We start from the raw sequence: 23,227 nt of genomic DNA on the forward strand, positions 1-23,227 counted from the left end.
GACGAGCCCTTATTGCTGTTCGACGAGTGCGCGGGCTTCCGCGACGTGGCCGCGATACGCTTCGAAAATCTTGCGCAGCGCTTCGTCGAACGTCGACTTCGGCGCCCAGCTCAGTTCCTGCATCGTGTTGTCGATCTTCGGCACGCGATTCTGCACGTCCTGGTAGCCATTGCCGTAATACGCGCCCGATGAGGTTTCGACCAGTTGCACCTGCCTGGCCGTTTCCGCGTATTCCGGGAATTCGCCGGCTAGCGCAAGCATCTTGTGCGCGAGCTCGCGCACCGAGAAATTGTTGGTCGGGTTGCCGATGTTGTAGATCTTGCCGGTGGCGATGCCGTCCTTGTTCTCGATGATCTTCATCAGCGCGCTGATGCCGTCGTCGATATCGGTAAACGCGCGTTTTTGCGCGCCGCCGTCGACGAGGCTGATGTTCTCGCCGCGCACGATATGGCCGAGGAACTGCGTGACCACGCGCGAGCTGCCTTCCTTCGGGGTGTAGATCGAGTCGAGGCCCGGGCCGATCCAGTTGAACGGACGGAACAGCGTGAAGTTCAGGCCTTCCATGCCGTAGCCCCAGATCACGCGGTCCATCAATTGCTTCGAGCACGCGTAGATCCAACGCGGCTTGTTGATCGGGCCATACGACAGCAGCGATTCTTCCGGATCGAACTGCTCGTCGGTGCACATGCCGTAGACCTCGGAGGTCGACGGAAACACGAGGTGCTTGCCGTACTTGACGGCCGAACGCACGATCGGCAGGTTCGCCTCGAAGTCGAGTTCGAACACGCGCAGCGGCTGCTTCACATAGGTGGCGGGCGTCGCGATCGCGACCAGCGGCAGGATCACATCGCACTTCCTGATGTGGTACTCGACCCATTCCTTATTGATCGTGATGTCGCCTTCGAAAAAGTGCATCCGCTCATGATCGATAAGGTCGCCCAGACGTTCGGTCTGCATGTCCATCCCGAATACTTCCCAGTCGGTCGTTTCGAGAATGCGCTTGGACAGGTGATGGCCGATGAAGCCGTTCACGCCCAGAATCAGGACTTTTTTCATGAATGTCGGGGGGGTTGGATGAGCTTGGCGAATTGCGCCGGACTGACGGCCGTTTCGCCGCCGTCGTGCTGATGCCGTAATTCGTGGATGGAGATCGCGCGGCCGTCGCCGCAAATTGCGAAAACGGCATTATCGCTTACGTGCAGGCCGGGCGGCAAATTTGGCCGGAGCGCGCCGGGCGCGGCCAGACGCGCGCGCGCGACGATAAAGCGGTGGCCCTGCAGCTCGGTGAACGCGCCCGGATACGGCGGCGCGACCGCGCGAATCAGGTTGTAGACCTGTTGCGCGGATTGCGTCCAGTCGATGCGGCCGTCTTCGGGCTTGCGCCCGCCATAGTAGCTGCCGTGCGCGAGATCGTTCGGCAGATGCGGGGCCTCGCCGGCGAGCAGCGCCGGCAACACCCGCCAAAGCGTTTGCTCGGCGGCCACCGTGACCTTGTCGAACACCTGCGCGGCGGTATCGTCGGGCAGGATCGGCACCGGTGTTTGCGCGACGATCGCGCCCGCGTCGGGTTTCACGGCCATCTCGTGCAAGGTCGCGCCGGTTTCGGTCTCGCCGTGCAGCACCGCCCAGTTGGTCGGCGCGCGGCCGCGGTATTTCGGCAGCAGCGAGCCGTGCATGTTGTAAGCGCCCCGTGCGGCCATCGCGAGCAGATCGGCCGGCAACATATGGCGGTAGTAGAACGAGAATATGAAGTCGGGCCGCGCGGCACTCACCGCGGCGCGCAGCTCGGGGCTTTTCGGGTCCGCCGGCGTGAGCGTTGGGATGCCATGCTCCGCGGCGACGGACGCGACGCTGCCGAACCAGATGTTCTCGCTCGGGTTGTCTTCGTGCGTGACGACGAGCGCGACATCGACGCCGCGCGCGAGCAGCACCTGCAGGCAGCGCACGCCGACGTTGTGATACGCGAATACGACGGCGCGCGGCTTCATGAATGGCGCCCCGGATCGGCGAGCGGCGCGGGCTGCACGCCCGGCACGAGTGTCTGACGCGGCGTTTCAGTCACGGCCGTGCCGTTGCGTTCCTCGAGAATGGTCTGCACCAGATAGCGCGGCCGCGCGCGCACCTGCTGATAGATGCGGCCGATGTATTCGCCGAGCAGGCCGAGCGCGAAGATGATCACGCCGAGCAGGAAGAAGGTGATAGCGAACAGCGTGAACACACCTTGCACTTCCGCGCCGATGATAAAGCGGCGAATCAGCAGCAGCACGAAGAGCGCCGCCGACCCGAGCGACAGGATCACGCCGATGAACGACAGCCACTGCAGCGGCACCACCGAAAAGCCGGTGACGAGGTCGAAATTCAAACGGATCAGCGAATACAGCGAATACTTCGATTCGCCGGCGAAGCGTTCCTCGTGCGCGACCTCGATCTCGACCGGGTTCTGCGCAAATGTGTACGCGAGCGCCGGAATGAACGTGTTGATCTCGCCGCAGCGGTTGATCGTATCGACGATGTGCCGGCTGTACGCGCGCAGCATGCAGCCCTGGTCGGTCATCTTGATGCGGGTGATGCGCTCGCGCAGATGGTTCATCGCGCGCGACGCCTTGCGGCGCCACAAGCTGTCCCGGCGCTGCGTGCGAATCGTGCCGACGTAGTCGAAGCCTTCGCGCATCTTCGAGACCAGCTTGCCGATTTCCTCGGGCGGATTCTGCAGATCGGCGTCGAGCGTGATCACGATCTCGCCGCGCGCCTGCTCGAAGCCCGCGAGAATCGCCATGTGCTGACCGTAGTTGCCGTTCAGCAGGATTACGCGGGTCGTGTCCGGGCGGGCGCGGAACTGCCCGGCGAGCAGCGCCGGGGATTTGTCGCGGCTGCCGTCGTTGACGAAGACCACTTCATAGCGGGTGCCGAGCGCGTCGAGCGCCGGATAGAGGCGCGCGAACAGCGCGGCCAGTCCAGCCTCCTCGTTGTACACCGGGATGATGATCGACACTTCCGGTGCGACGGCGCGATGTTCCGAATAAGTCATGTCGGCTTATTTTCCGTATTGTTCGCAAATTTCGTTGACGGCGCGGCACACGCGTTCGACGTCGCCATCGTTCATCAGCGTGAACAGCGGCAGCGTGACCGTGGACGCGCCAAAGCGCTCGGCGTGCGGGAACATGCCCTCCTTGAAGCCGCGCGCGCGATACAGCGAGAACAGGTGCAGCGCCGGGTAGTGAACGCCTGAGCCGATGCCGCGCTCCTTGAGTTCGCCCATGAAGCCGGCGCGGTCGATCGACAGGCTTTCCAGCGGCAGCGTGATCTGAAACATGTGCCAGTTACTGTTTTCAAAATCGGCGAACGGCAGGCCCACGCCCAGTTTCACCGCCGCGCCCCCTTCGAAACCCGCAAAGTAGGCGCGCGCGAGCCGCTTGCGCTGCGCGATGAACCGCTCGATATGCGCGAGCTGGCCGAGGCCGACGCGCGCCGCGACGTCGGTCAGGTTGTATTTGCCGCCGAGCACGTCGCAGTCCATGCCGTCGAAGCCGCTGCGAGTGATGCCCTGCAGCCGGTACTTCTGCGCGAGCAGCGCTTCTTCCTCGTTGTTCAGCACCAGCGCGCCGCCCTCGATGGAGGTCAGATTCTTGTTCGCATGGAAGCTGAACGACACGATGTCGCCGAGCCTGCCGATGCGCTCGCCTTTCCAGGTCGAGCCGAACGCCTGCGCGGCGTCTTCGATCACGCGCAGCTTGTGCGCGCGGGCGATCGCGTAGAGACGGTCGATGTCGACCGGCAGGCCCGACAGATAGACCGGGATCAGCGCCTTCGTGCGCGGCGTGATCGCCTGTTCGAGCAGATCCAGGTCGATGTTGCGGGTGACCGGGTCGATGTCGGCGAACACCGGCGTCGCGCCGGTTTCGAGGATCACGTTGCTGGTCGACACCCAGGTGGACGGCGTCGTGATGACTTCGTCGCCGGGACCGACGCCGGCGATGCGCAAGCCGATTTCGAGCGTCGCGGTGCCGGAATTGAAGGTGCGCACCGGACGGCCGCCGCAGAACCCGGAAAGCGCCGCCTCGAACTTCTGGTTCTGCGGACCGGTGGTGATCCAGCCCGAACGCAGTACCTCGGCGACGCCCTGAATGGTTTCCTCATCGATCTCGGGTTTGACAAACGGCAAGAACGGGACTGTTGACTGGCTCATGAATGCATCGCTCGATTGAAAGGGGCAGCCCGACGGGCGCGAAGTAGACCACAAACTACGCGCAAACCCAAGACCACGCCCGTAAAAGGCGCAACCTTCAAGCATAGCGCGGCCAAGCTTACGCGAGGCTGAGGCGGCTCGCGCGCCGCCCGGCTTGTTGGGCGGCTTGCTAGCTGCGCGCGAGCACGACCACACCGATCAGGATGATGCCGATGCCGACCAGCTTCTGCACCGACATCACCTCGCCGAACAGATACCACGCGGCAACCGCGTTGACCACATAGCCGAGCGAGAGCATCGGATAGGCGATCGACACGTCCACGCGCGAGAGCCCGATGACCCAGACCGCCACACTGATCACATAGCAGGCGAGCCCGCCGATGATCGGCGGCTGGGTTGCGAGCCTGAAGCCGATGGGCAGAATGTTCGCACGGGTGAATTCGAAGTGTCCAACGGCATTCGTGCCGGCTTTGAGCAGTAGCTGCGCGCCGGCGTTCAGCGTCACGCCGGCGAGGATACAGATGAGCGAAATTGGGTTCATCGAACGTTCCGGTACGGAGAGGTCATTGTTGTGGCTTTGCCGCCATGGACGCGGAGGCGGGGGAGGCCGGCGTCGCGGGAGAGGCGGCTGAGGCCGATGGCGCGGGCGTCACCGGCGCGGCGGACGCTGGCGCAGGCGCTGCCGCGCCGCCGGCCGGCAGCGGCTTCATCACCACCACGCGGCGCGGATCGCGCGCGACGATCTGCATCGGCACGCCTTCCTTGACGAGGCGCTCGTAGGTCGGCGGCGGAATCAGCGCGAGCGCATAGCGCTCGGCCTTCCAGCGCGCGATCCACGCGTCGATCGTCGGCACCCATTTTTGCGGTTCGACGGATACGCCGAACGCGAGCTCGTCCGGGTGCTCGACCATGATCATCGTGTGGCCGATATAGAACGGCATCGTATGGTCGAGCACGCCGACCGAGTAGAACGGCGTATCGGGCGGCAGTTTCGCGAGCTGCGCGCGGATCGCCGGCGCGAGCGGTGCGCCGGAGCTCAGCCGCCCGAACACGTCGTGGCCGGTCCCGGCGATCGTGCCGAGCAGCAGCCAGCCCATGCCGAACGCGGCGACGGCGCCGAGCCCGATCCCGCGGTCGCTCGCGGCGCCGCCCTGGCCGCGCCGGTTCAGCCACAGCGCGACGAGCGTCAGCGCGAACGCGACGGCGAGCGCCGCGAGCACCCACACGCGGAACGCGACGTACAGCTCGGTCGGATTGCGCGCGTCGCCGAGGCGCGACAGGAACAGCGCCGCGAACGCGGCGACCACGAAAAAGAGCGCATAGCCCGCCAGATGGCGGCGCAACTGCTCACGCGTGAGGAGCGGCAGGTAGATGCCGATCAGCATCGCGATCGGCGGCGCGACCGGCAGCGTGTAGGACAGGAGCTTCGAATGCGACGCGCTGAAGAACAGGAAAATGAAGACGATCCACGTCAGCATCAGCGTGAGCGGCGCGAAGCCGTTCGGCTGGCGCGGCTGGCGCCACGCATGGCGCACGCTTTGCAGCGTCACCGACAGCCACGGCAGGAAGCCCACCAGCAGCACGGGCACGAAGTAGTAGAACGCGCCGGGGCGGTTCTGCTCCGGCGTCAGATAGCGCTCGAACTGCTGGACGATGAAAAAGAAGTTCAGGAATTCCGGATTGCGCTGCTGCACGAGCACGAACCACGGCGTCACGATCGCGAAAAAGACGATCAGGCCGCCCACCAGATGGAGGCGCTTCCATAGCGCCCAGTCACGCGCGATCAGCGTATAGAGGACCAGCACCGCCCCCGGCAGGATCACGCCGATCAGCCCCTTGGACAGCACCGCGAGCGCCATCGACGCCCAGCACAGCCACATCCAGCCGCGCACGCACGGTGGCCGCAGGTTCGGGCGTTGCGCCAGCAACAGCGAGCACAGCGTGAGCGTCATCCAGAACGACAGGCCCATGTCGAGCGTGTTGAAATGGCCCATCAGGCTCCAGTACGGCGAGCATCCGAGTACCAGCGCCGCGAACACGCCGGTTGCCGCGTTGAACACGCGCGCAGCGGTGAAGCCGACCAGCAGCACGCCGGCAAAACCCGTCAGCGCGGTGTAGAGCCGCGCCTGCCATTCGCCGATGCCGAACCACGCGAAAGTCAGCGCGTTCGCCCAGGTCTGCAGCGGCGGCTTCTCGAAATACTTGTAGCCGTTGTAGCGTGGGGTGATCCAGTCGCCGGTCACCAGCATCTCGCGCGCCATTTCGGCGTAGCGGCCCTCGTCGCTTGGCAACAGGTGACGCCAGCCGAGCGGGACGAACCAGATCACGGCGAATACCAGCACCAGCAGCAGGATCGCGGTGCGGTTGAGCGGTAGCCTCGACGGCGTATCGTTCATGAATTTCAACCTTTTTTGTTATCGACACCGCGCGCGCGGCGCGGCTTTCCTCGCCGGCACGGGCGGCCGGCGCGGCCCCGCGGGGACACCGCGGCGTTGCGCGCCCGGCACGCTCACGCTTCGATCAGCAGCGCGGCCGCGACCTTGCGGCCCTCGGCCATCAGAATGTTGTAGGTGCGGCAGGCCGCCTTGAAGTCCATCGTCTCGACGCCGATGCGCCTGGCGGTGAGGGCGGTGGTCAGGCGCGGATGCGGAAAGCGCAGCCGCTCGCCGCTGCCGAACACGACCACTTCGGGCGCGGCGTCGATCAGCATCGTGAAGTGCTCGGGGCTCAACTGTTCGAAGGACGAGACGGGCCAGGGAATGACCGGCGCGTCCGGCAGCACGAGGATGCTGCCTGAATGACGCTCCAGATTGATTTCGACATAGTCGGCGCCGTAGCCGGTGACGGTGTTTAGCGCGCCGCTGGAATCCTGATGTAATTTCAAATTGGTGTTCCGAAGTCGTCGTGAGACATCATGCGTGTTGCCGGCCCGGTTGGACGCGGCGCAGGCCGCGAGGTTCGACGCGCGTGACACACGAGAGGGACGAAAAGGCTTGCCGTTGCGCGTGGTGCATTGCGGAAGTCGGCAAAAATCCGCTAAATTATAGCTTTTTAGCCGCCTTGCGGCGCCCCTCGCTCCAGCGCCGCCACAAGCCGCGCACAGCGCATCGGCGTGGCCCACCGGCTACCTCTGCCGGGCATCGCCCGCTTATTGTTTGTTCGTTGCTGGTCTTTCGCCGCTGCCTGGCGTCCGTCTTCACCGTGGTTTTCGCTGCTTAGAAGCCCGACAGGCAGTGGCGGGCCCGAGAAGCTCCGAATCCGCGGCCAGCGGCCATTGCCGGTGCTGCCGCAGCCGAATTCCCCGTAGCGGCGAATCCGGGCGGCCCGGCGTCGTCAGCCGGTCCCGTTTGCCAAAGGTTTGCTCAAGCCATCAACCAGGATGAACTGCCCGCCGTGAAACCCATTCTCAAATCCAACAAGTTGTTGAATGTCTGCTATGACATCCGCGGGCCCGTCCTCGAACATGCGAAACGGCTCGAAGAAGAGGGCCACCGCATCATCAAGCTGAATATCGGCAATCTCGCGCCGTTCGGTTTCGAGGCACCGGACGAGATCATTCAGGACATGATCCGCAACCTGCCGGGCTCGTCGGGCTATTCCGACTCGAAGGGCGTGTTCGCCGCGCGCAAGGCGATCATGCATTACACGCAGCAAAAGGGGGTGTCCGGCGTCGAGCTGGACGACATCTACATCGGCAACGGGGCGTCCGAGCTGATCGTGATGGCGCTGCAGGCGCTCGTCAACGACGGCGACGAAGTGCTGCTGCCAGCGCCCGACTACCCGCTGTGGACTGCCGGCGTCAGTCTCGCGGGCGGCACGCCGGTGCACTACATCTGCGACGAGTCCAATAGTTGGATGCCCGATCTCGACGACATCCGCGCAAAGATCACCCCGAACACGCGCGCGCTCGTCGTGATCAACCCGAACAACCCGACCGGCGCGCTGTATTCCGACGAACTGCTGCTCGGCTTGATCGACATCGCGCGCCAGCACGGCCTCGTGGTCTTCGGCGACGAGGTCTACGACAAGATCGTCTATGACGGCAAAACCCACACGTCGATGGCGTCGCTGTCCGAAGACGTGCTTACGGTCACCTTCAACAGCCTGTCGAAGAGCTACCGCTCGTGCGGCTATCGCGCTGGATGGATGGCCATTTCGGGCCTCACCGGCGACAACCGTCGGCTCGCCAAAGACTATCTGGAAGGTCTCGGCATTCTCGCGTCGATGCGGCTGTGCCCGAACGTGCCCGGCCAGTATGCGATCCAGACCGCGCTCGGCGGCTATCAGAGCATCAACGACCTGATCGTGCCGGGCGGGCGGCTGTACAAGCAGCGCCAGCTCGCCTACGAGATGCTGACGGCGATCCCCGGCGTGAGTTGCGTGAAGCCGGAAGCAGCGCTCTATATGTTCCCGCGTCTCGACCCGAAGATGTATCCGATCCAGAACGACCAGCAGTTCATCCTCGATCTGCTGCTCGAAGAGCGCGTGCTGCTCGTCCAGGGCACCGGTTTCAACTGGAAGACACCGGATCACTTCCGCGTCGTGTTCTTGCCAAACGTCGACGACCTCGCCGATTCGATCAACCGTATCGCGCGTTTCCTCGACGGTTACCGCAAACGTCATACTGCCTGAACCGGCTTCGCGTACGATGTGGCGCGACGCGCGCCGCACCCGCCCTCCGTTTTATTAATCACTTACCAGAAACACAGGCTGCATGGAACCGATCAAAGTTGGACTACTGGGCTTCGGCACGGTAGGTAGCGGCACCTTCACGGTACTGCGCCGCAATCAGGAAGAGATCAAACGCCGCGCGGGCCGCGGCATCGAGATTGCGCGCATTGCGGTGCGCAACCCCGCGAAGGCGGCCGCGGCGCTCGGCGGCGAAGCCGGCGGCGTCGCGCTCACCGATGACTTCAACGCGGTGGTGGACGATCCGTCGATCGCGATCGTCGCGGAAATGATCGGTGGCACCGGCATCGCGCGCGAACTGGTACTGCGCGCGATCAAAAACGGCAAGCACGTGGTCACGGCCAACAAGGCGCTGCTCGCGGTGCATGGCACGGAGATTTTCGAGGCGGCGCACGCGAACGGCGTGATGGTCGCGTTCGAGGCGGCGGTGGCGGGCGGCATTCCGATCATCAAGGCGCTGCGCGAAGGGCTGACGGCGAACCGGATCCAGTACATCGCGGGCATCATCAACGGCACGACCAACTACATCCTGTCGGAGATGCGCGAGCGCGGCCTCGACTTCGCGACCGCGCTGAAAGCCGCGCAGGAACTCGGCTACGCGGAAGCCGACCCGACCTTCGACATCGAAGGCGTCGACGCCGCGCACAAGGTAACGATCATGAGCGCGATCGCGTTCGGCGTGCCGGTGCAGTTCGACCGCGCGTACGTCGAAGGCATCAGCAAGCTCGCCGCGATCGACATCAGATACGCAGAGGAGCTCGGCTATCGGATCAAGTTGCTCGGTATCACGCGCCGCACCGACCAGGGCATCGAGCTGCGCGTGCATCCCACGCTGATTCCGGAAAAGCGCCTGCTCGCGAATGTGGAAGGCGCGATGAACGCGGTCGTCGTGCATGGCGACGCGGTCGGCGCGACGCTCTACTACGGCAAGGGCGCGGGTGCGGAGCCGACGGCCTCGGCGGTGGTCGCCGATCTGGTCGACGTGACGCGCCTGCATACGGCCGACCCCGAGCATCGTGTGCCGCATCTGGCGTTCCAGCCGGATCGCCTGTCGAACACGCCGATCCTGCCAATCGACGAGGTGACGAGCGGCTACTACCTGCGTCTACGGGTGGCGGACGTGACCGGCGTGCTGGCCGACATCACGCGCATTCTGGCCGACACCGGCATCTCGATCGACGCGCTGCTGCAGAAGGAATCCGAGCAGGTCGACGCGAACGGCAAGGGCGAAACCGACATCATTCTGATCACGCACGAAACGGTCGAAAAGCACGTCAACGCGGCGATCCAAACGATCGAAGCGCTGAAAACCGTCGTCTCGCAAGTCACCAAGCTGCGCATGGAAGCGCTGAACTAGGCCGAACTATGAACTACCTCTCCACGCGCGGCGCCGGGGCCGGCGAGCGCCACACCTTCTCCGAGATCCTGCTCGGCGGTCTCGCGAAAGATGGCGGGCTGTACCTGCCCGCTGAATACCCGCGCGTCAGCCCGGACGAACTCACACGCTGGCGCACGCTGCCGTACGCGGACCTCGCGTTCGAGATCCTGTCGAAGTTCTGCGACGACATTCCCGCCGACGATCTGCGCGCGCTCACGCGCAAAACCTATACGGCCGCCACGTACTGCAACGTGCGCGACGACGAAAGCGCCGCGCAGATCACGCCGCTGAAGACACTGGGCGTCGAAGACGGCGCGCCGCTGTCGCTGCTCGAACTGTCGAACGGGCCGACGCTCGCGTTCAAGGACATGGCGATGCAGTTGATCGGCAACCTGTTCGAGTATGCGCTGGCGAGGCACGGCGAGACGCTGAACATTCTCGGCGCGACCTCCGGCGACACCGGCAGCGCCGCCGAATACGCGATGCGTGGCAAGCAGGGCATCCGTGTGTTCATGCTGTCGCCGTACCGCAAGATGAGTGCGTTCCAGACCGCGCAGATGTACAGCCTGCAAGACCCGAACATCTTCAACCTCGCGGTGGAAGGCGTGTTCGACGACGCACAGGACATCGTCAAGGCCGTGTCGAACGATCATTCGTTCAAGGCGAAGTACAAGATCGGCACCGTCAATTCGATCAACTGGGCACGCGTCGTCGCGCAGGTCGTCTACTACTTCAAGGGCTACTTTGCCGCGACGAAATCGAATGACGAGCGTGTGTCGTTCACGGTGCCGTCGGGCAACTTCGGCAACGTGTGCGCGGGGCATATCGCGCGCATGATGGGTCTGCCGATCCAGAAGCTCGTCGTCGCAACCAATGAAAACGACGTGCTCGACGAGTTCTTCCGCACCGGCATCTACCGCGTGCGCAAGGCGGCCGAGACCTATCACACCAGCAGCCCGAGCATGGACATCTCGAAGGCGTCGAATTTCGAGCGTTTCGTGTTCGATCTGCTGGGCCGCGATCCGGCGCGCGTGCTGCAACTGTTCCGTGACGTCGAGGAGAAGGGCGGTTTCGACCTGGCGGCGAGCGGTGACTTTGCACGCGTACGGGAGTTCGGTTTCGTGTCCGGCAGCAGCAGTCACGACGCCCGCGTCGACGCGATCCGCGACGTGTTCCAACGTTACGACACGATGATCGACACGCATACCGCCGATGGCGTGAAGGTCGCGCGCGAGCATCTGCAGCCGGGCATCCCGATGATCGTGCTGGAGACCGCGCAGCCGATCAAGTTCGGCGAGACCATCCGCGAAGCGCTGCTGCGCGAACCGGAGCGTCCGGCGGCGTTTTCGGGGCTGGAGGCGCTGCCGCAGCGTTTCGAGGTCGTGCCCGCGGATGCGCAGCGGGTGAAGGACTTTATCGTCGCCCATACGGGCGCATAGGCCAGTGAATAGGCCCACGCCTGAGTGGGCAGCTGGCCGGCAGCTGGCGGGGCACAAGGTGTGCCGATGAGCGGCAAGTCCGGCTTTGCTCCCCGGCAACGCCGGCAAGCCGCGACGCGCACCGAGCTCCGCGTTGGCCGCTTCACGGCTCACGCGACATCGAAGGCCCCGAAGTCGATTCGCGCTGATCGACGTGTCGCATCCACCACACCGCGCCAGCCTCGCACTGTCGCGGCCACGCGCCGGTCAGTCAGTGCAAGAACTCGCGATGGCGTCAGGCCGCCAGGCTGACCGCATCGGCCGTTACAATATTCTTTTAACCTGCGGCTTCGAACGAGATGTCCACCCCCACGCCCCGTGCACCGATGCTAGCCACTGCCGACGCGTTAGCGATTCTGCTCGACGCCGCGCGCCCGATCGACGGCACTGAATCGATTCCGACGCTCGATGCGCTGAACCGGGTGCTGTCCGTCGATGTGACGTCCCCGCTCGATGTCCCGCCGATGAACACGAGCGCGATGGACGGCTACGCGGTCCGTATCGCCGACCTCGCGCATCGCAGCTGCCTGCCGGTCTCGCAACGGATCCCGGCCGGCCATGCGCCGACGCCGCTCGCACCCGCGAGCGCGGCGCGCATTTTCACCGGCGCGACGGTGCCGCCCGGCGCCGACGCGGTCGTGATGCAGGAGCAAACCGAGGCGGCTGGCGAGGAAGTCACGATCGTGCATCGGCCGCAGGCGGGCGAGTGGATCACCGCGCAGGGCGCGGACATTCGCGCGGGTTCGGTGATTCTGCCGGCCGGCACGCGACTCACACCGCAGGCGCTGGGGCTGGCTGCGTCGGTCGGTTGCGCGGCGCTCGACGTGCGCCGCCGCGTGAAGGTCGCCGTATTCTTCACCGGAGACGAGCTGACGATGCCAGGCGAACCGCTGAAAGCGGGCGCGATCTACAACTCAAATCGGTTCACGTTGCGCGGCCTGCTCGACAATCTCGGTTGCGAAGTGACCGACTACGGCATCGTCCCCGATCAATTCGACGCGACCCGCGCGACGCTGCGCGAAGCCGCTCACGCGCACGACCTGATCCTGACCAGCGGTGGCGTGTCGGTGGGCGAGGAGGATCACGTGAAGCCGGCGGTCGAGGCCGAAGGGCATCTGTCGATGTGGCAGATTGCAATGAAGCCTGGCAAGCCGCTCGCTTTCGGCGCGGTGCGCCGTGGCGCCGGTGACGCGGCAGGGTCGGCCACCACGTCGAGCGCGGCCACCGCGGCATCGGCAACATCGCCGGCCGCGGCCGAAACGTTTTTCATCGGTCTGCCCGGCAATCCGGTGTCGACCTTTGTCACGTTCCTGCTGTTCGTGCGGCCGTTCGTGCTGCGTCTGGCCGGCGTGCACGCGGTTGCGCCGCGCGCGCTGTCGCTGCGCGCCGACTTCACGCAGCGCAAGGCCGATCGCCGCAACGAGTGGCTGCGCGCGCGCGTGAACGCGGCGGGCGGTCTCGATCTGTTTCCGAACCAGAGCTCCGCGGTGTTGACTTCCACCGTCTGGGGCGACGGTCTGATCGATAATCCGCCGAACCACGCAATCAGCGCCGGTGAGACCGTGCGCTTCATTCCATTTTCCGAACTGCTGAACTGAGGCCGGCGCTGCATCGCAGACCGGCGCCATCCCGATGAAGATTGAACTCCGATACTTCGCGAGCGTGCGTGAAGCGCTCAACAGATCCGGCGAAACCGTCGACGTCCCCGACGGCGTTGCGACCGTCGGCGATGTGCGCGCGTGGTTGCGCGTGCGCGGCGGCATCTGGGCAGAGACGCTCGCCGAAGGCCGCGCGCTGCGCATGGCCTGTAATCACGAGATGACCGGCGCCGGCACGCGCATCACCGAGGGCTGCGAGGTCGCGTTCTTTCCGCCCGTGACGGGCGGCTGAACACGGCGCAGCGCCGTTAGCCAGACAGAAGATCCCAGGAGCCGTCCATGCCCGTTCGCGTCCAGACCGAAGATTTCGACCTCAGCGCCGAAGTGGCCGCGCTGCGCGCGCGCAATCCAAAGATCGGCGCGGTCGCATGCTTCGTCGGCACGGTACGCGATCTGAACGAAGGCAGCACCGTCGAGACAATGGAGCTCGAGCACTATCCGGGCATGACGGAGAAGTCGCTGGAGGCGATCGTCGAGCGCGCGCGTGCACGTTGGCCGGGCATCGAGGTGCAGATCGTGCATCGGGTCGGCAAGCTCTATCCGCTCGATCAGATCGTGCTCGTCGCGACGACGGCCGCGCATCGCGGCGACGCGTTCGCGTCGTGTGAGTTCGTGATGGACTATCTGAAGACCGAGGCGCCATTCTGGAAGAAGGAGAAGACCGACTCGGGCGAGCGCTGGGTCGATGCGCGGGTGACGGACGACGCGGCGCTCGCGCGCTGGGGCATCGAATCCGGGAACCAGAGCGCGAAATAGGCGGGTCGCAAGCGGCGAGGCCGCTCACGCGATCGGCCTGAGCCGGGCCCGACATCTTCAGTCGTCTTGCGAACGGCCGATGATCGGTACCGGAAACGGTTCGCCGGCCGGCCGTGCCGGGTGATCCTCATCGCCGTCGCGCGACCGGCGCTTCGGCGCGACCCGATCGAGCAGCGCCTGCTGCTCCGCCGGAATCTTGTAATCCCAGCCAAAACGGCTCAACTGCAGGCTTTGTGCGATGCGCAGCGCGGGCTCCATGAAGCGCACCGCGGCGGCCGGCTGATAGCGCGATTCGACCGTATCGAGAAACAGATACAGCCATCGGCTGAAATGCTGAGGCTCGATGCCTTCGAGCGGCTGATGCGCCTGCTGCACATTGCCGCGATACTGTTTCGCACCGAGTACGAGGCTGCTCCAGAAGGTGCACATCTTCGGCAGATGATCGTCCCAGCGGCCCGCGAGCTTCGCGTCGAACACGGGCCCGAGCAGCGGATCGGCGCGCACGCGATCGTAAAAGCCGTAGACGAGATCGCGGATATTCGCGTCGGTCGGTTCGTCCGCGCGCTCCACCGGCGGCGCGGCGGGGAAGGATGGATTCATGCGAGTTCCAGAAAGATGCGGTTGCTGACAGCGGCCGGCTGTTGCCATCGCACGCGCGGTGGGCAATCGCCGGAACGCGGTGCGATCGGTGCGATCGGTGCGATCGGCAGACAAGCTGCGGACAAGCGGGGCGGTCGCGCGAAGCAGCGCATCAGCGAGCGAAAAAGACCCCGAACCCGTGCTTGTCGTATGAACGATCGACGCGGCAGACGTTACCATGGCGACGTACGACGATACGAGGGCAGATGCCGTGTGACAGTCATCTTAGCCCCTGAGCCTGGCCGCCGTCCGTGCCAACCATTGAGCGGACACGGTTATCGACGCGGCCCGGCTCGCCTGCTTCGCGCCTTTCGCTCAAACGTTAAATAGTTGCGGTCAAGGCCGGAAAAACGCTTGAAACGCGAATAAAACGCCTCATTTTGGTGGTAATCGAAATTGGAGGTCTCTTGATGAGAATCGACAAACTCACCACTAAATTTCAGGAAGCATTGGCGGACGCTCAAAGTCTGGCCGTCGGCCACGACAATCAATATATCGAGCCGGTGCACGTACTGTCCGCGCTCGTCGCGCAGCAGGACGGCTCCGCGCGCTCGCTGCTGTCGCGCGCCGGCGTCCATGTGCAGCCGCTGCAAACCGCGCTCAACGATGCGATCACGCGGCTGCCACAAGTGCAGGGCACCGACGGCAACGTGCAGATCGGCCGCGAACTGACCGGGCTATTGAACCAGGCCGACAAGGAAGCGCAGAAGCTCAACGACACGTTCATCGCGAGCGAGATGTTCCTGCTCGCGATCGCCGACGACAAAGGCGAAGCCGGCCGTCTGGCGCGCGAACATGGGCTGTCGCGCAAGTCGCTCGAAACCGCGATCGCCGCGGTGCGTGGCGGCTCGCAGGTGCATAGCCAGGACGCCGAAAGCCAGCGCGAGGCGCTGAAGAAATACACGATCGACCTGACCGAGCGCGCGCGCGCCGGCAAGCTCGATCCGGTGATCGGCCGCGACGACGAAATCCGCCGTTCGATCCAGATCCTGCAACGCCGCACCAAGAACAACCCGGTGCTGATCGGCGAGCCGGGCGTCGGCAAGACCGCGATCGTCGAAGGACTCGCGCAGCGCATCGTCAATGGCGAGGTGCCGGAAACGCTGAAGAACAAGCGCGTGCTGTCGCTCGACATGGCCGCACTGCTGGCGGGCGCGAAGTATCGCGGCGAGTTCGAAGAGCGGTTGAAGGCCGTGCTCAACGACATCGCAAAGGACGAAGGGCAAACCATCGTCTTCATCGACGAAATCCATACGATGGTCGGTGCCGGCAAGGCCGAAGGCGCAATGGATGCGGGCAACATGCTGAAGCCGGCGCTCTCGCGTGGCGAGCTGCATTGCGTCGGCGCGACCACGCTCGACGAATACCGCAAATACATCGAGAAGGATGCCGCGCTCGAGCGGCGCTTCCAGAAGGTGCTGGTCGACGAGCCGTCGGTCGAGGCGACCATCGCGATCCTGCGCGGTCTGCAGGAGCGCTATGAACTGCACCACGGTGTCGACATCACCGACCCGGCGATCGTCGCGGCCGCCGAGCTGTCGCATCGCTACATCACGGACCGCTTCCTGCCGGACAAGGCGATCGATCTGATCGACGAAGCGGCCTCGAAGATCAAGATGGAAATCGACTCGAAGCCGGAAGAGATGGACCGGCTCGACCGCCGTCTGATCCAGTTGAAGATCGAACGCGAGGCCGTGAAGAAGGAGAAGGACGAAGCGTCGCAAAAGCGTCTGCAACTGATCGAAGAGGAAATCGAGCGCCTGAATCGCGAATATTCGGATCTCGAGGAAATCTGGACCGCGGAAAAGGCGGCGGTGCAGGGCAGTGCGCAGCTGAAGGAAGAGATCGAGAAAACGCGTGCGGAAATCACGCGTCTGCAGCGCGAAGGCAAGCTCGAAAAGGTCGCCGAGCTGCAGTACGGCAAGCTGCCGGGGCTCGAGGCGCAACTGAAGGAAGTCACGCGCGCCGAGGCCGAGGAGCAGAACAGTCCGAAGCGTCTGCGGCTGCTGCGCACCCAGGTCGGAGCGGAAGAAATCGCTGAGGTCGTGTCGCGTGCCACCGGTATTCCTGTGTCGCGCATGATGCAGGGCGAGCGCGAAAAGCTGCTGCAGATCGAATCGAAACTGCATGAGCGGGTGATCGGGCAGGACGAGGCGATCAATGCGGTCGCCGATGCGATCCGTCGTTCGCGCGCGGGTCTGTCGGATCCGAACCGGCCGTACGGTTCGTTCCTGTTCCTCGGCCCGACCGGCGTAGGCAAGACCGAGCTGTGCAAGGCGTTGGCGTCGTTCCTGTTCGATTCGGAAGATCACCTGATCCGTATCGACATGAGCGAATTCATGGAAAAGCACAGCGTCGCGCGTCTGATCGGCGCGCCGCCCGGCTACGTCGGCTATGAGGAAGGCGGTTACCTGACCGAGGCGGTGCGCCGCAAGCCGTATAGCGTGATCCTGCTCGACGAGATCGAGAAGGCGCATCCGGACGTGTTCAACGTGCTGTTGCAGGTGCTCGACGACGGCCGCATGACCGATGGCCAGGGCCGCACCGTGGACTTCAAGAACACGGTGATCGTGATGACCTCGAACCTCGGTTCGCAGGTGATCCAGTCGATGGTCGGCGAATCGCAGGAAGCGGTCAAGGACGCGGTGTGGGAAGAGGTGAAACTGCACTTCCGTCCCGAGTTCCTGAACCGGATCGACGACGTGGTGGTGTTCCATGCGCTCGATCGCTCGAACATCCAGTCGATCGCGCAGATCCAGTTGCAGCGTCTGCACGAGCGGCTGGCGAAGCTCGAAATGCAGCTGGTGGTGTCGGACGGCGCACTCGAGCACATCGGCAAGGTCGGCTATGACCCGCTGTTCGGCGCGCGGCCGTTGAAGCGTGCAATCCAGCAGGAGATCGAGAACCCGGTCGCGAAGCTGATCCTGGCCGGCAAGTTCGGTCCGAAGGATGTGATTCCCGTCGAGATTCAGGACGGCAAGCTCGTGTTCGAACGCGTGGTGCACTGAGCGTTGAGCATTGCGCACCGCGCACGAAGAATCGGCGGTTGAAGCGGCGGCGGTCGAGCCGTTTCAATCGACGTTAAAAAACGGCAATGAAGGAAACTTCGTTGCCGTTTTTTTATGCCCAGCGGTCGTGAGCGGGCGTCGTGCACCGCCAACCGCCGGTCGGCAGCGTTTTTACGCGTTGCCCTTGTTGTTGCCGAACAGCGCCGCCAGGCCACCCAGCGCGCCGAGCACGGTGGTCGCGTTCAGTTGGCCGCCGGCCGGCACCTGGCCGTCCGGCGTGGCCGCGTTGACGACGTGCGGCAGGATCTGCGACAGCAAACCCGTCACCTGATCCGGCTGGACGCCGGCCTTGGCCGCGAGGTCGGTGACCGCTTGCGAACCGAGCACACCGTGCAGCGCATCGGGCGCGATCGGCTGGTTTTCGCCGTTGCCGACCCATGACGACACGACGTCGCCAAGGCCCTTTTCCTGGAAACGCTGAATCAGCCCGTTCAGGCCGCCCGGCTGGTTATTGACGAATTCGAGCGCGGCTGCGATCAGCGCTGGCTGGCCGCCGCCTTCTGGCGACTTGCCGAGCAGGGAACCGATGGTGTCGAGTAGGCTCATGACGGTCTCTCTTGAATGCCGGCACGTACCTGACGGCCTGGCGGGTTGAAACGCCGCGCGGGTGCGCGGCGCGGAAAAACGGAGGGCGGCGGGGCGGTGCGTTTGCGTGCGGCACGGTGGTGTCGTCGTGCGTCGCACGGTGTTCGCGATGCTGCCAGCCACTCGTTGCTGCGGTGTTTCCGGTGTTGCTCGACTGCGTGGCTTCTATGCGGTAGAGCGCGTGGGGCCCGCTGCAGCGTCGGCACGGACGCAGCGCGGGTTCAGGGCGCGCTCACGGCGGCTTCGCCCGTATTACGCGCCGGACGCCGCGGCGGCTGACGCCGCCTTGCTCTTCTTCGCCTTCTTTTTTGAGGCTTTGCTACCCGATGCATCGGCCGGCGCGCTGGCCGCCGCGGCGGGTGCCGAAGCCGCCGCCGTTTCGGCCGCGACGGCTTTTTTGTTCTTCCTGGATTTCGACGTCTTCGCACCGGACGCTTGTTCAGACGCGGCCGGCGCGGTGGTCGCAGCCTGCGCACCGGGTGCGGCTGGTGCGGCCGCCGCCGCCGCAGGTGCCGGGGTCGTTCTGCTGGCGGCTGGAGCCGCCGCTTCCGCCTTCGTGCTGGCCGCGCCGCCTGGCTTCGTCGGCGGCTTCGCGCCGGTCGGCGGCGCCGACGAACCGTTGATCGTCAGGCCAGCCGCTTCGAGATTGGCGACCGATTTCTGGCCGATGCCCTTCACGCGGGCGGCGAGATCGTCGGCATTCTTGAACGGACCGTTTTTCGTGCGTTCATCGAGGATCGCTTTCGCATGGACGGGGCCGATACCCTTGACCGATTCGAGCGCGGCCTGATCGGCGGTATTCACTTCGACGGCCGCGGCAAATCCGGCCGACAGCGACAAAGCCACCGCAATGCAAAGCATCAGAAGCTTCTTCAGCATGGCAAGCACTCCATTGAGGGCGAAAAAATTAGCCGGGAACGGACGGCGCATTCTGTCAGCGGACGCTGCGTTAAAGCATAGGACAAATCGCGGGCCCTTAATTGCAACCCGGACGATTTATACCGATCGATATGCGACAAGTAAATCGCGGTGGACACTATTTAAAGCTTTTGCTCCGAATCGGCGCGCCCGCCGTCATCCGCGCGCAAATACCGCCGGCTCACGACCCGCCAGTATGCGAGCAGACCGATCCCGGCAATCGCGAGACTCGTGGTATTCGCGACCCAGAAGCCGCGCGCGCCCGTCAACCACGTCGGCGTGAGGCCGGTCGTATCGAAGCCGAGCGCGTAGCCGCCGCCGAGCCCCACACCCCATAGGGCTACCGCATAGATGACGGTCGGCACGACCGCGACCTTGTACGCGCGCAGCACGAACGCGGTCGTGATCTGCAACGCGTCGAACAGGTGATAGCAGGCGACGATCAGCACCAGCGGCAGCGCCGCGGCCGCGACCTGAGCGTTCGTCGTATAGCCGGCGATGATGTATGGCCGCAACACGAGCACGAGCGCCGCGTAGCAGCACGCGATCGCAACGGCCATCGCGATGCCGTGACGCGACAGCGTGCGCGCCGCTTCCGGCCGATGCGCGCCGAGCGCCTGCGCGACTAGCGTCGACGAGGCGATGCCGATCGACAGCGGCGTCATATACAGCACGGCGCCGATGTTGCCGGCAATCTGATGACCGGCGAGCGTGGTCGTACCGAAGCGCGCTATAAAGAGCGCCATGAACGTGTAGGAGGTGACCTCGATCAGATACGACAGCCCCATCGGAATGCCGAGCCGCAACTGCGCGACCTGACGCCGCCAGGCCGGCCAGCAGAAGTGCGTGAAAATGCCGAGCGTCCTGAAGTCGTCGACGCGCGCGAGCAGCAGCATGCCGAGCGCCGCGAGGATCCAGTTGAGCAGTGTGCTGGCGAGCGCGCAGCCAGGACCGCCCAACGCTGGCACGCGCAGCCCGCCAAAAATGAACCATAGATTGAGCGGAACCTTCAGCAGCAGTGCGGCGACCTGCAGGAACATCACGAGCCGCGGTTTGCCGAGCGCATTGGCGACCGAACTGTAGATGCGAAACGCGAGCCCGGCGGGCAGCCCGAACGCGAGAATCCTCAGATAGGAGAGCGTGCGCTCGTGCAGCGCATCCGGCACCCGCGACAGATTCAGCAGCGGCCCGGGGAAGAACAGGATCAGAAAGCCGGCGACGGTCAGCGCCGCCGCGAGCCAGAACGACTGGCGCACTTCCTCGCCGATTTCGGCGTAACGGCGCGCGCCGTACAGTTGCGCGGTGATCGGCTGCAGTGCGGTCAGGATGCCGGTGAGACCGATGTAGACCGACACGTAGATCGACGAACCGAGGCCGAGCGCAGCCAGATCGACCGCCGAGTAGCGGCCCACCATCGCCGTATCGAGCACGCCAAACGCGATGATGGCCAACTGGCCGATCAATACGGGCCACGCGAGCGCGGCGATTTTCCGTACGTCGGCGAACATCGTCAGCCGAGCTTCTTGTGCCAGCTGCGGCGCTTGTGCGGCGGCGGCTTCGGGCGGTCGATGCGCACGTACAGGCGGAAGCGCTCGTCGCGGTCGGCCGCGCGCCGGCCTTCCCAGACCAGCTTCCAGATGTAGTCCGGCATGGCGCTCGGGTCGCCGTAGTCCTGCGTGTCCTGGCGCAGGATCACGTCGCAGTCCTGGTCGAACGCGAAGTGCATGTCGCCGAAATACGCGAAGGTGGCAATCTGTGCATTGCCGAGCCGCACTGGCGCAATGCATGTGTAGTCGTCGGGCAGGTGACTCGCGATCTGCTGCGCGACGTCACGATAGGTCCGGCTGTAGTTGACGACCGGCAGCCATAGGGTCATCAGCAGCACCCACATCAGCGTCGTGCCTGCGCTCGACAGCACGACGCTGCGCCACAGCACCTTCGGATGACGCGCGAGACGCCAGCGCACCAGCACGAACCAGCAGACGGTCACCGCGACCGCGCACACGAACGACAGGATCTTGAACTGCGGCACGTAACCCGGCGCGAGCCGTGCAAGGTTGCGCGCGAGCGGATGCGGGAAGCCGGTGAGACTGGCCACGTATACCAGCCACACGAAGCTGCCGAGAATCGTGAAACTGAGCAGCGCGAACCAGTCGATCGCATTGATCGCGCCGCGCTTGAGCGTCGGCAGCGCGAAGGTGGCCAGTACCGCGAGCGGCGGCAGCAACAGCATGTACAGCCGGTTCGACTGATGGCTTTGCAGCACGACGAGCACGAACAGCGGTCCGATGACCGACAGCGGAATCGCCACGTGCGGCGCGCGTCGCAACCCCTTCCAGCTGAACCACGACCACAGCGCGAGCGGCCATGCGGGCCACGTGAACAGCGGCAGATTTTTCAGCGCATAGCCGGCGACCGAGCCCGGCGGTCCCGCGAACGAGCTCAGGCTTACATGCAGCCACTGGTTCAGATACCACACCGCGTCGTCGGGGAAAGCGGCAAGTGCGCCGATAGGCCACGACACGGCGAGCATCAGCGCGACCGGCAGGCCGGCGATCAGCAGCCAGCGCGAGCGCGTTTCGCGCACGATCAGCGTCATCGCCAGCGTGCCGAGCAGCAGCGCGCCGACCAGCACCGGACTGCTCGCGAGCGTGACGAGGCCGATCGCGAGGCCCCAGATCAGCGCGCCTTGGATCGGCTTGTCGATCATCCGCACGAGGCCGTACACGAGAATCGCGATGCAGACGAATTGCGCGAGTTGCGGGGTGGTCTCATGGCCGCGCTCGGCGAGGCCGAAGCAGGCAAGCAGAATCAGCAGCGCGCCGTCGGCGAGGGTGCGGCCGTAGTCGCGCGGTTCGGGCTCACCGCCGAACGCATACTTGAAGGGCTGGACTTCGGCGCGCCGTCCGAGCAGATAGGCGGCGTACCAGACAAACGCGCAGCCTGCGCAGAACAGCAGGCCGGTGAACACGCGCGACGCGTTGCTCGCATCGACCCACGGCGCGAGTAGGCGGATCGCGCTAGCGCCGAGCCAGTAGCCGAGCGGTCCGTCCTCGGTCAGATATTTGCCGACCAGATTCGGCAGTAGCCAGTCGTGCGCGCCGCCATTGGCCATCGTCCACATGACACCGAAGCCGGCTGCGTCCTCGTTCTTCCACGGGTCGCGGCCGAACAGGCCGAACGACGCATAGACGATACAGATGGCCAGCAGCAGCCAGCGCGGCAATGCACTGGTCGCTGAAGCGGTGAGGCGAACGACAGGTCTCATGCGGTGTGTGGGTATTGGAGAAGCGATACAGACGGGGCCGCAGGGCGCGTCAGGCCGGATGGCCCGTCTGGAGCATGCGGCATTGTAGTCGTGGCGCGCGATGCCCGTCACGGCCAGTAACGACCGGCAACGTCGTTGCGAAAGCTGTAACACGGCACGGTGGATAGGCGTCGAGCAGGGCTTGCGCTCCTGGTTGTGCGCGGCCGGTTCGTGCAAGCGTCAGGTCGGCGCCGGCCCCCAGCGACGGGCGCGCGCGACAAAAAAGGGCAGCTCGCGCTGCCCTTCATGTTTGCTTCGCTGCCGGCTCGAGGCCGGCGACGATGCGGATATTACTTTGCTACCTTGCCCGAAGCGCGCGTGCCGAACTTCTTGTTGAACTTCTCGACGCGGCCGGCCGTGTCCATGATCTTCTGCTGGCCGGTGTAGTACGGGTGCGATTCCGACGACACTTCGACCTTCGCGAGCGGGTAGGTCTTGCCGTTGAATTCGGCGGTTTCGCGCGTCTGGATGGTCGAGCGCGTCACGAACCTGAAGTCGTTCGACATATCGACGAACAGGACTTCGCGGTAATCCGGGTGAATGCCTTCTTTCATGGTCTTTCCTT

Annotated in this window: 20 protein-coding genes; 7 read left to right on the forward strand and 13 right to left on the reverse strand. The window is 64.8% G+C overall.

Features of this window, described 5'->3' with window-relative positions; translation table 11 throughout:
• Positions 1 to 9: 9 nt before the first annotated feature.
• From VGH68_RS24505 to VGH68_RS24535, 7 genes are all read right to left on the reverse strand, one after another.
• A complete protein-coding gene (locus VGH68_RS24505; RefSeq protein ID WP_331606298.1) occupies positions 10 to 1,056 on the reverse strand; it encodes a bifunctional UDP-4-keto-pentose/UDP-xylose synthase in 1,047 nt (348 codons plus the stop codon).
• The gene (locus VGH68_RS24510) at positions 1,053 to 1,988 is read right to left on the reverse strand and encodes a formyltransferase (protein WP_331606299.1); all 936 of its coding nucleotides are present in this window, start codon (positions 1,986 to 1,988) and stop codon (positions 1,053 to 1,055) included. Before VGH68_RS24510 ends, VGH68_RS24505 begins: the two co-directional genes overlap by 4 nt.
• Complete coding sequence (locus VGH68_RS24515) at positions 1,985 to 3,028, reverse strand: glycosyltransferase (RefSeq protein WP_331606300.1); 1,044 nt, start codon at positions 3,026 to 3,028, stop codon at positions 1,985 to 1,987. The genes VGH68_RS24510 and VGH68_RS24515 overlap by 4 nt, the downstream gene beginning before the upstream one ends.
• A 6-nt stretch (positions 3,029 to 3,034) precedes the next feature.
• Positions 3,035 to 4,186 (reverse strand): DegT/DnrJ/EryC1/StrS aminotransferase family protein, encoded by a 1,152-nt coding sequence (locus VGH68_RS24520; RefSeq protein ID WP_331606301.1) that lies wholly within the window; start codon positions 4,184 to 4,186, stop codon positions 3,035 to 3,037.
• Between the two features lie 169 nt (positions 4,187 to 4,355).
• A complete protein-coding gene (locus tag VGH68_RS24525) occupies positions 4,356 to 4,727 on the reverse strand; it encodes an SMR family transporter (RefSeq protein WP_331606302.1) in 372 nt (123 codons plus the stop codon).
• 22 nt (positions 4,728 to 4,749) lie between these two features.
• Positions 4,750 to 6,582: a glycosyltransferase family 39 protein gene (locus tag VGH68_RS24530; protein ID WP_331606303.1), complete on the reverse strand. Its 1,833-nt coding sequence runs from the start codon at positions 6,580 to 6,582 to the stop codon at positions 4,750 to 4,752.
• Between the two features lie 113 nt (positions 6,583 to 6,695).
• On the reverse strand, positions 6,696 to 7,070 hold the full coding sequence (locus tag VGH68_RS24535) for an Mth938-like domain-containing protein (RefSeq protein WP_331606304.1): 375 nt from the start codon (positions 7,068 to 7,070) through the stop codon (positions 6,696 to 6,698).
• Between the two features lie 500 nt (positions 7,071 to 7,570).
• Here VGH68_RS24535 and VGH68_RS24540 point away from each other — a divergent pair, with 500 nt between their 5' ends.
• From VGH68_RS24540 to moaE, 6 genes are all read left to right on the forward strand, one after another.
• Positions 7,571 to 8,818 carry a pyridoxal phosphate-dependent aminotransferase gene (locus tag VGH68_RS24540; RefSeq protein ID WP_331606316.1) on the forward strand — a complete coding sequence of 416 codons (1,248 nt, stop codon included), beginning with the start codon at positions 7,571 to 7,573 and terminating at the stop codon, positions 8,816 to 8,818.
• An 82-nt stretch (positions 8,819 to 8,900) separates the two neighbouring features.
• Complete coding sequence (locus VGH68_RS24545) at positions 8,901 to 10,232, forward strand: homoserine dehydrogenase (RefSeq protein WP_331606305.1); 1,332 nt, start codon at positions 8,901 to 8,903, stop codon at positions 10,230 to 10,232.
• Positions 10,233 to 10,240: 8 nt separating this feature from the next.
• Positions 10,241 to 11,692, forward strand: a complete 1,452-nt coding sequence (gene thrC, locus VGH68_RS24550) for a threonine synthase (RefSeq protein ID WP_331606306.1) — start codon at positions 10,241 to 10,243, stop codon at positions 11,690 to 11,692.
• A gap of 365 nt (positions 11,693 to 12,057) precedes the next feature.
• Positions 12,058 to 13,329, forward strand: a complete 1,272-nt coding sequence (gene glp / locus VGH68_RS24555; RefSeq protein WP_331606307.1) for a gephyrin-like molybdotransferase Glp — start codon at positions 12,058 to 12,060, stop codon at positions 13,327 to 13,329.
• Positions 13,330 to 13,363: 34 nt separating this feature from the next.
• A complete protein-coding gene (gene moaD / locus VGH68_RS24560; RefSeq protein ID WP_331606308.1) occupies positions 13,364 to 13,621 on the forward strand; it encodes a molybdopterin converting factor subunit 1 in 258 nt (85 codons plus the stop codon).
• A 47-nt stretch (positions 13,622 to 13,668) separates the two neighbouring features.
• Positions 13,669 to 14,145: a molybdopterin synthase catalytic subunit MoaE gene (gene moaE, locus VGH68_RS24565; RefSeq protein ID WP_331606309.1), complete on the forward strand. Its 477-nt coding sequence runs from the start codon at positions 13,669 to 13,671 to the stop codon at positions 14,143 to 14,145.
• Positions 14,146 to 14,202: 57 nt separating this feature from the next.
• Here the strand turns inward: moaE and VGH68_RS24570 are convergent, their stop codons facing one another.
• Positions 14,203 to 14,745 carry a group III truncated hemoglobin gene (locus VGH68_RS24570; protein WP_331606310.1) on the reverse strand — a complete coding sequence of 181 codons (543 nt, stop codon included), beginning with the start codon at positions 14,743 to 14,745 and terminating at the stop codon, positions 14,203 to 14,205.
• A gap of 449 nt (positions 14,746 to 15,194) precedes the next feature.
• On the opposite strand from VGH68_RS24570, the gene clpB reads away from it, so the two are divergent.
• The gene (gene clpB / locus VGH68_RS24575) at positions 15,195 to 17,792 is read left to right on the forward strand and encodes an ATP-dependent chaperone ClpB (protein ID WP_331606311.1); all 2,598 of its coding nucleotides are present in this window, start codon (positions 15,195 to 15,197) and stop codon (positions 17,790 to 17,792) included.
• Between the two features lie 171 nt (positions 17,793 to 17,963).
• Here the strand turns inward: clpB and VGH68_RS24580 are convergent, their stop codons facing one another.
• From VGH68_RS24580 to VGH68_RS24600, 5 genes are all read right to left on the reverse strand, one after another.
• Positions 17,964 to 18,398, reverse strand: a complete 435-nt coding sequence (locus VGH68_RS24580) for a YidB family protein (protein WP_331606312.1) — start codon at positions 18,396 to 18,398, stop codon at positions 17,964 to 17,966.
• A 291-nt stretch (positions 18,399 to 18,689) separates the two neighbouring features.
• Positions 18,690 to 19,316 carry a ComEA family DNA-binding protein gene (locus tag VGH68_RS24585; RefSeq protein ID WP_331606313.1) on the reverse strand — a complete coding sequence of 209 codons (627 nt, stop codon included), beginning with the start codon at positions 19,314 to 19,316 and terminating at the stop codon, positions 18,690 to 18,692.
• Positions 19,317 to 19,477: 161 nt separating this feature from the next.
• Positions 19,478 to 20,863, reverse strand: a complete 1,386-nt coding sequence (locus tag VGH68_RS24590; protein ID WP_331606314.1) for an MATE family efflux transporter — start codon at positions 20,861 to 20,863, stop codon at positions 19,478 to 19,480.
• Positions 20,864 to 20,865: 2 nt separating this feature from the next.
• Entirely contained in the window at positions 20,866 to 22,623 is a 1,758-nt protein-coding gene (locus VGH68_RS24595; RefSeq protein WP_331606315.1) for a glycosyltransferase family 39 protein, read from the reverse strand.
• 329 nt (positions 22,624 to 22,952) lie between these two features.
• Positions 22,953 to 23,216, reverse strand: coding sequence for a type B 50S ribosomal protein L31 (locus VGH68_RS24600; RefSeq protein ID WP_331606317.1), 264 nt, complete (start codon positions 23,214 to 23,216; stop codon positions 22,953 to 22,955).
• Positions 23,217 to 23,227: the final 11 nt, after the last annotated feature.

The sequence above is a fragment of the Paraburkholderia sp. genome (assembly GCF_036488505.1).
Taxonomy (GTDB): Bacteria; Pseudomonadota; Gammaproteobacteria; order Burkholderiales; family Burkholderiaceae; genus Paraburkholderia.

What these genes read in the sequence shown, in the direction of transcription:
- VGH68_RS24505 (WP_331606298.1), bottom strand. Translation starts at nt 1,056, where the DNA reads ATGAAAAAAGTCCTGATTCTGGGCGTGAACGGCTTCATCGGCCATCAC.
- VGH68_RS24510 (WP_331606299.1), bottom strand. Translation starts at nt 1,988, where the DNA reads ATGAAGCCGCGCGCCGTCGTATTCGCGTATCACAACGTCGGCGTGCGC.
- VGH68_RS24515 (WP_331606300.1), bottom strand. Translation starts at nt 3,028, where the DNA reads ATGACTTATTCGGAACATCGCGCCGTCGCACCGGAAGTGTCGATCATC.
- VGH68_RS24520 (WP_331606301.1), bottom strand. Translation starts at nt 4,186, where the DNA reads ATGAGCCAGTCAACAGTCCCGTTCTTGCCGTTTGTCAAACCCGAGATC.
- VGH68_RS24525 (WP_331606302.1), bottom strand. Translation starts at nt 4,727, where the DNA reads ATGAACCCAATTTCGCTCATCTGTATCCTCGCCGGCGTGACGCTGAAC.
- VGH68_RS24530 (WP_331606303.1), bottom strand. Translation starts at nt 6,582, where the DNA reads ATGAACGATACGCCGTCGAGGCTACCGCTCAACCGCACCGCGATCCTG.
- VGH68_RS24545 (WP_331606305.1), top strand. Translation starts at nt 8,901, where the DNA reads ATGGAACCGATCAAAGTTGGACTACTGGGCTTCGGCACGGTAGGTAGC.
- thrC (WP_331606306.1), top strand. Translation starts at nt 10,241, where the DNA reads ATGAACTACCTCTCCACGCGCGGCGCCGGGGCCGGCGAGCGCCACACC.
- glp (WP_331606307.1), top strand. Translation starts at nt 12,058, where the DNA reads ATGCTAGCCACTGCCGACGCGTTAGCGATTCTGCTCGACGCCGCGCGC.
- moaD (WP_331606308.1), top strand. Translation starts at nt 13,364, where the DNA reads ATGAAGATTGAACTCCGATACTTCGCGAGCGTGCGTGAAGCGCTCAAC.
- moaE (WP_331606309.1), top strand. Translation starts at nt 13,669, where the DNA reads ATGCCCGTTCGCGTCCAGACCGAAGATTTCGACCTCAGCGCCGAAGTG.
- VGH68_RS24570 (WP_331606310.1), bottom strand. Translation starts at nt 14,745, where the DNA reads ATGAATCCATCCTTCCCCGCCGCGCCGCCGGTGGAGCGCGCGGACGAA.
- clpB (WP_331606311.1), top strand. Translation starts at nt 15,195, where the DNA reads ATGAGAATCGACAAACTCACCACTAAATTTCAGGAAGCATTGGCGGAC.
- VGH68_RS24580 (WP_331606312.1), bottom strand. Translation starts at nt 18,398, where the DNA reads ATGAGCCTACTCGACACCATCGGTTCCCTGCTCGGCAAGTCGCCAGAA.
- VGH68_RS24585 (WP_331606313.1), bottom strand. Translation starts at nt 19,316, where the DNA reads ATGCTGAAGAAGCTTCTGATGCTTTGCATTGCGGTGGCTTTGTCGCTG.
- VGH68_RS24590 (WP_331606314.1), bottom strand. Translation starts at nt 20,863, where the DNA reads ATGTTCGCCGACGTACGGAAAATCGCCGCGCTCGCGTGGCCCGTATTG.
- VGH68_RS24595 (WP_331606315.1), bottom strand. Translation starts at nt 22,623, where the DNA reads ATGAGACCTGTCGTTCGCCTCACCGCTTCAGCGACCAGTGCATTGCCG.
- VGH68_RS24600 (WP_331606317.1), bottom strand. Translation starts at nt 23,216, where the DNA reads ATGAAAGAAGGCATTCACCCGGATTACCGCGAAGTCCTGTTCGTCGAT.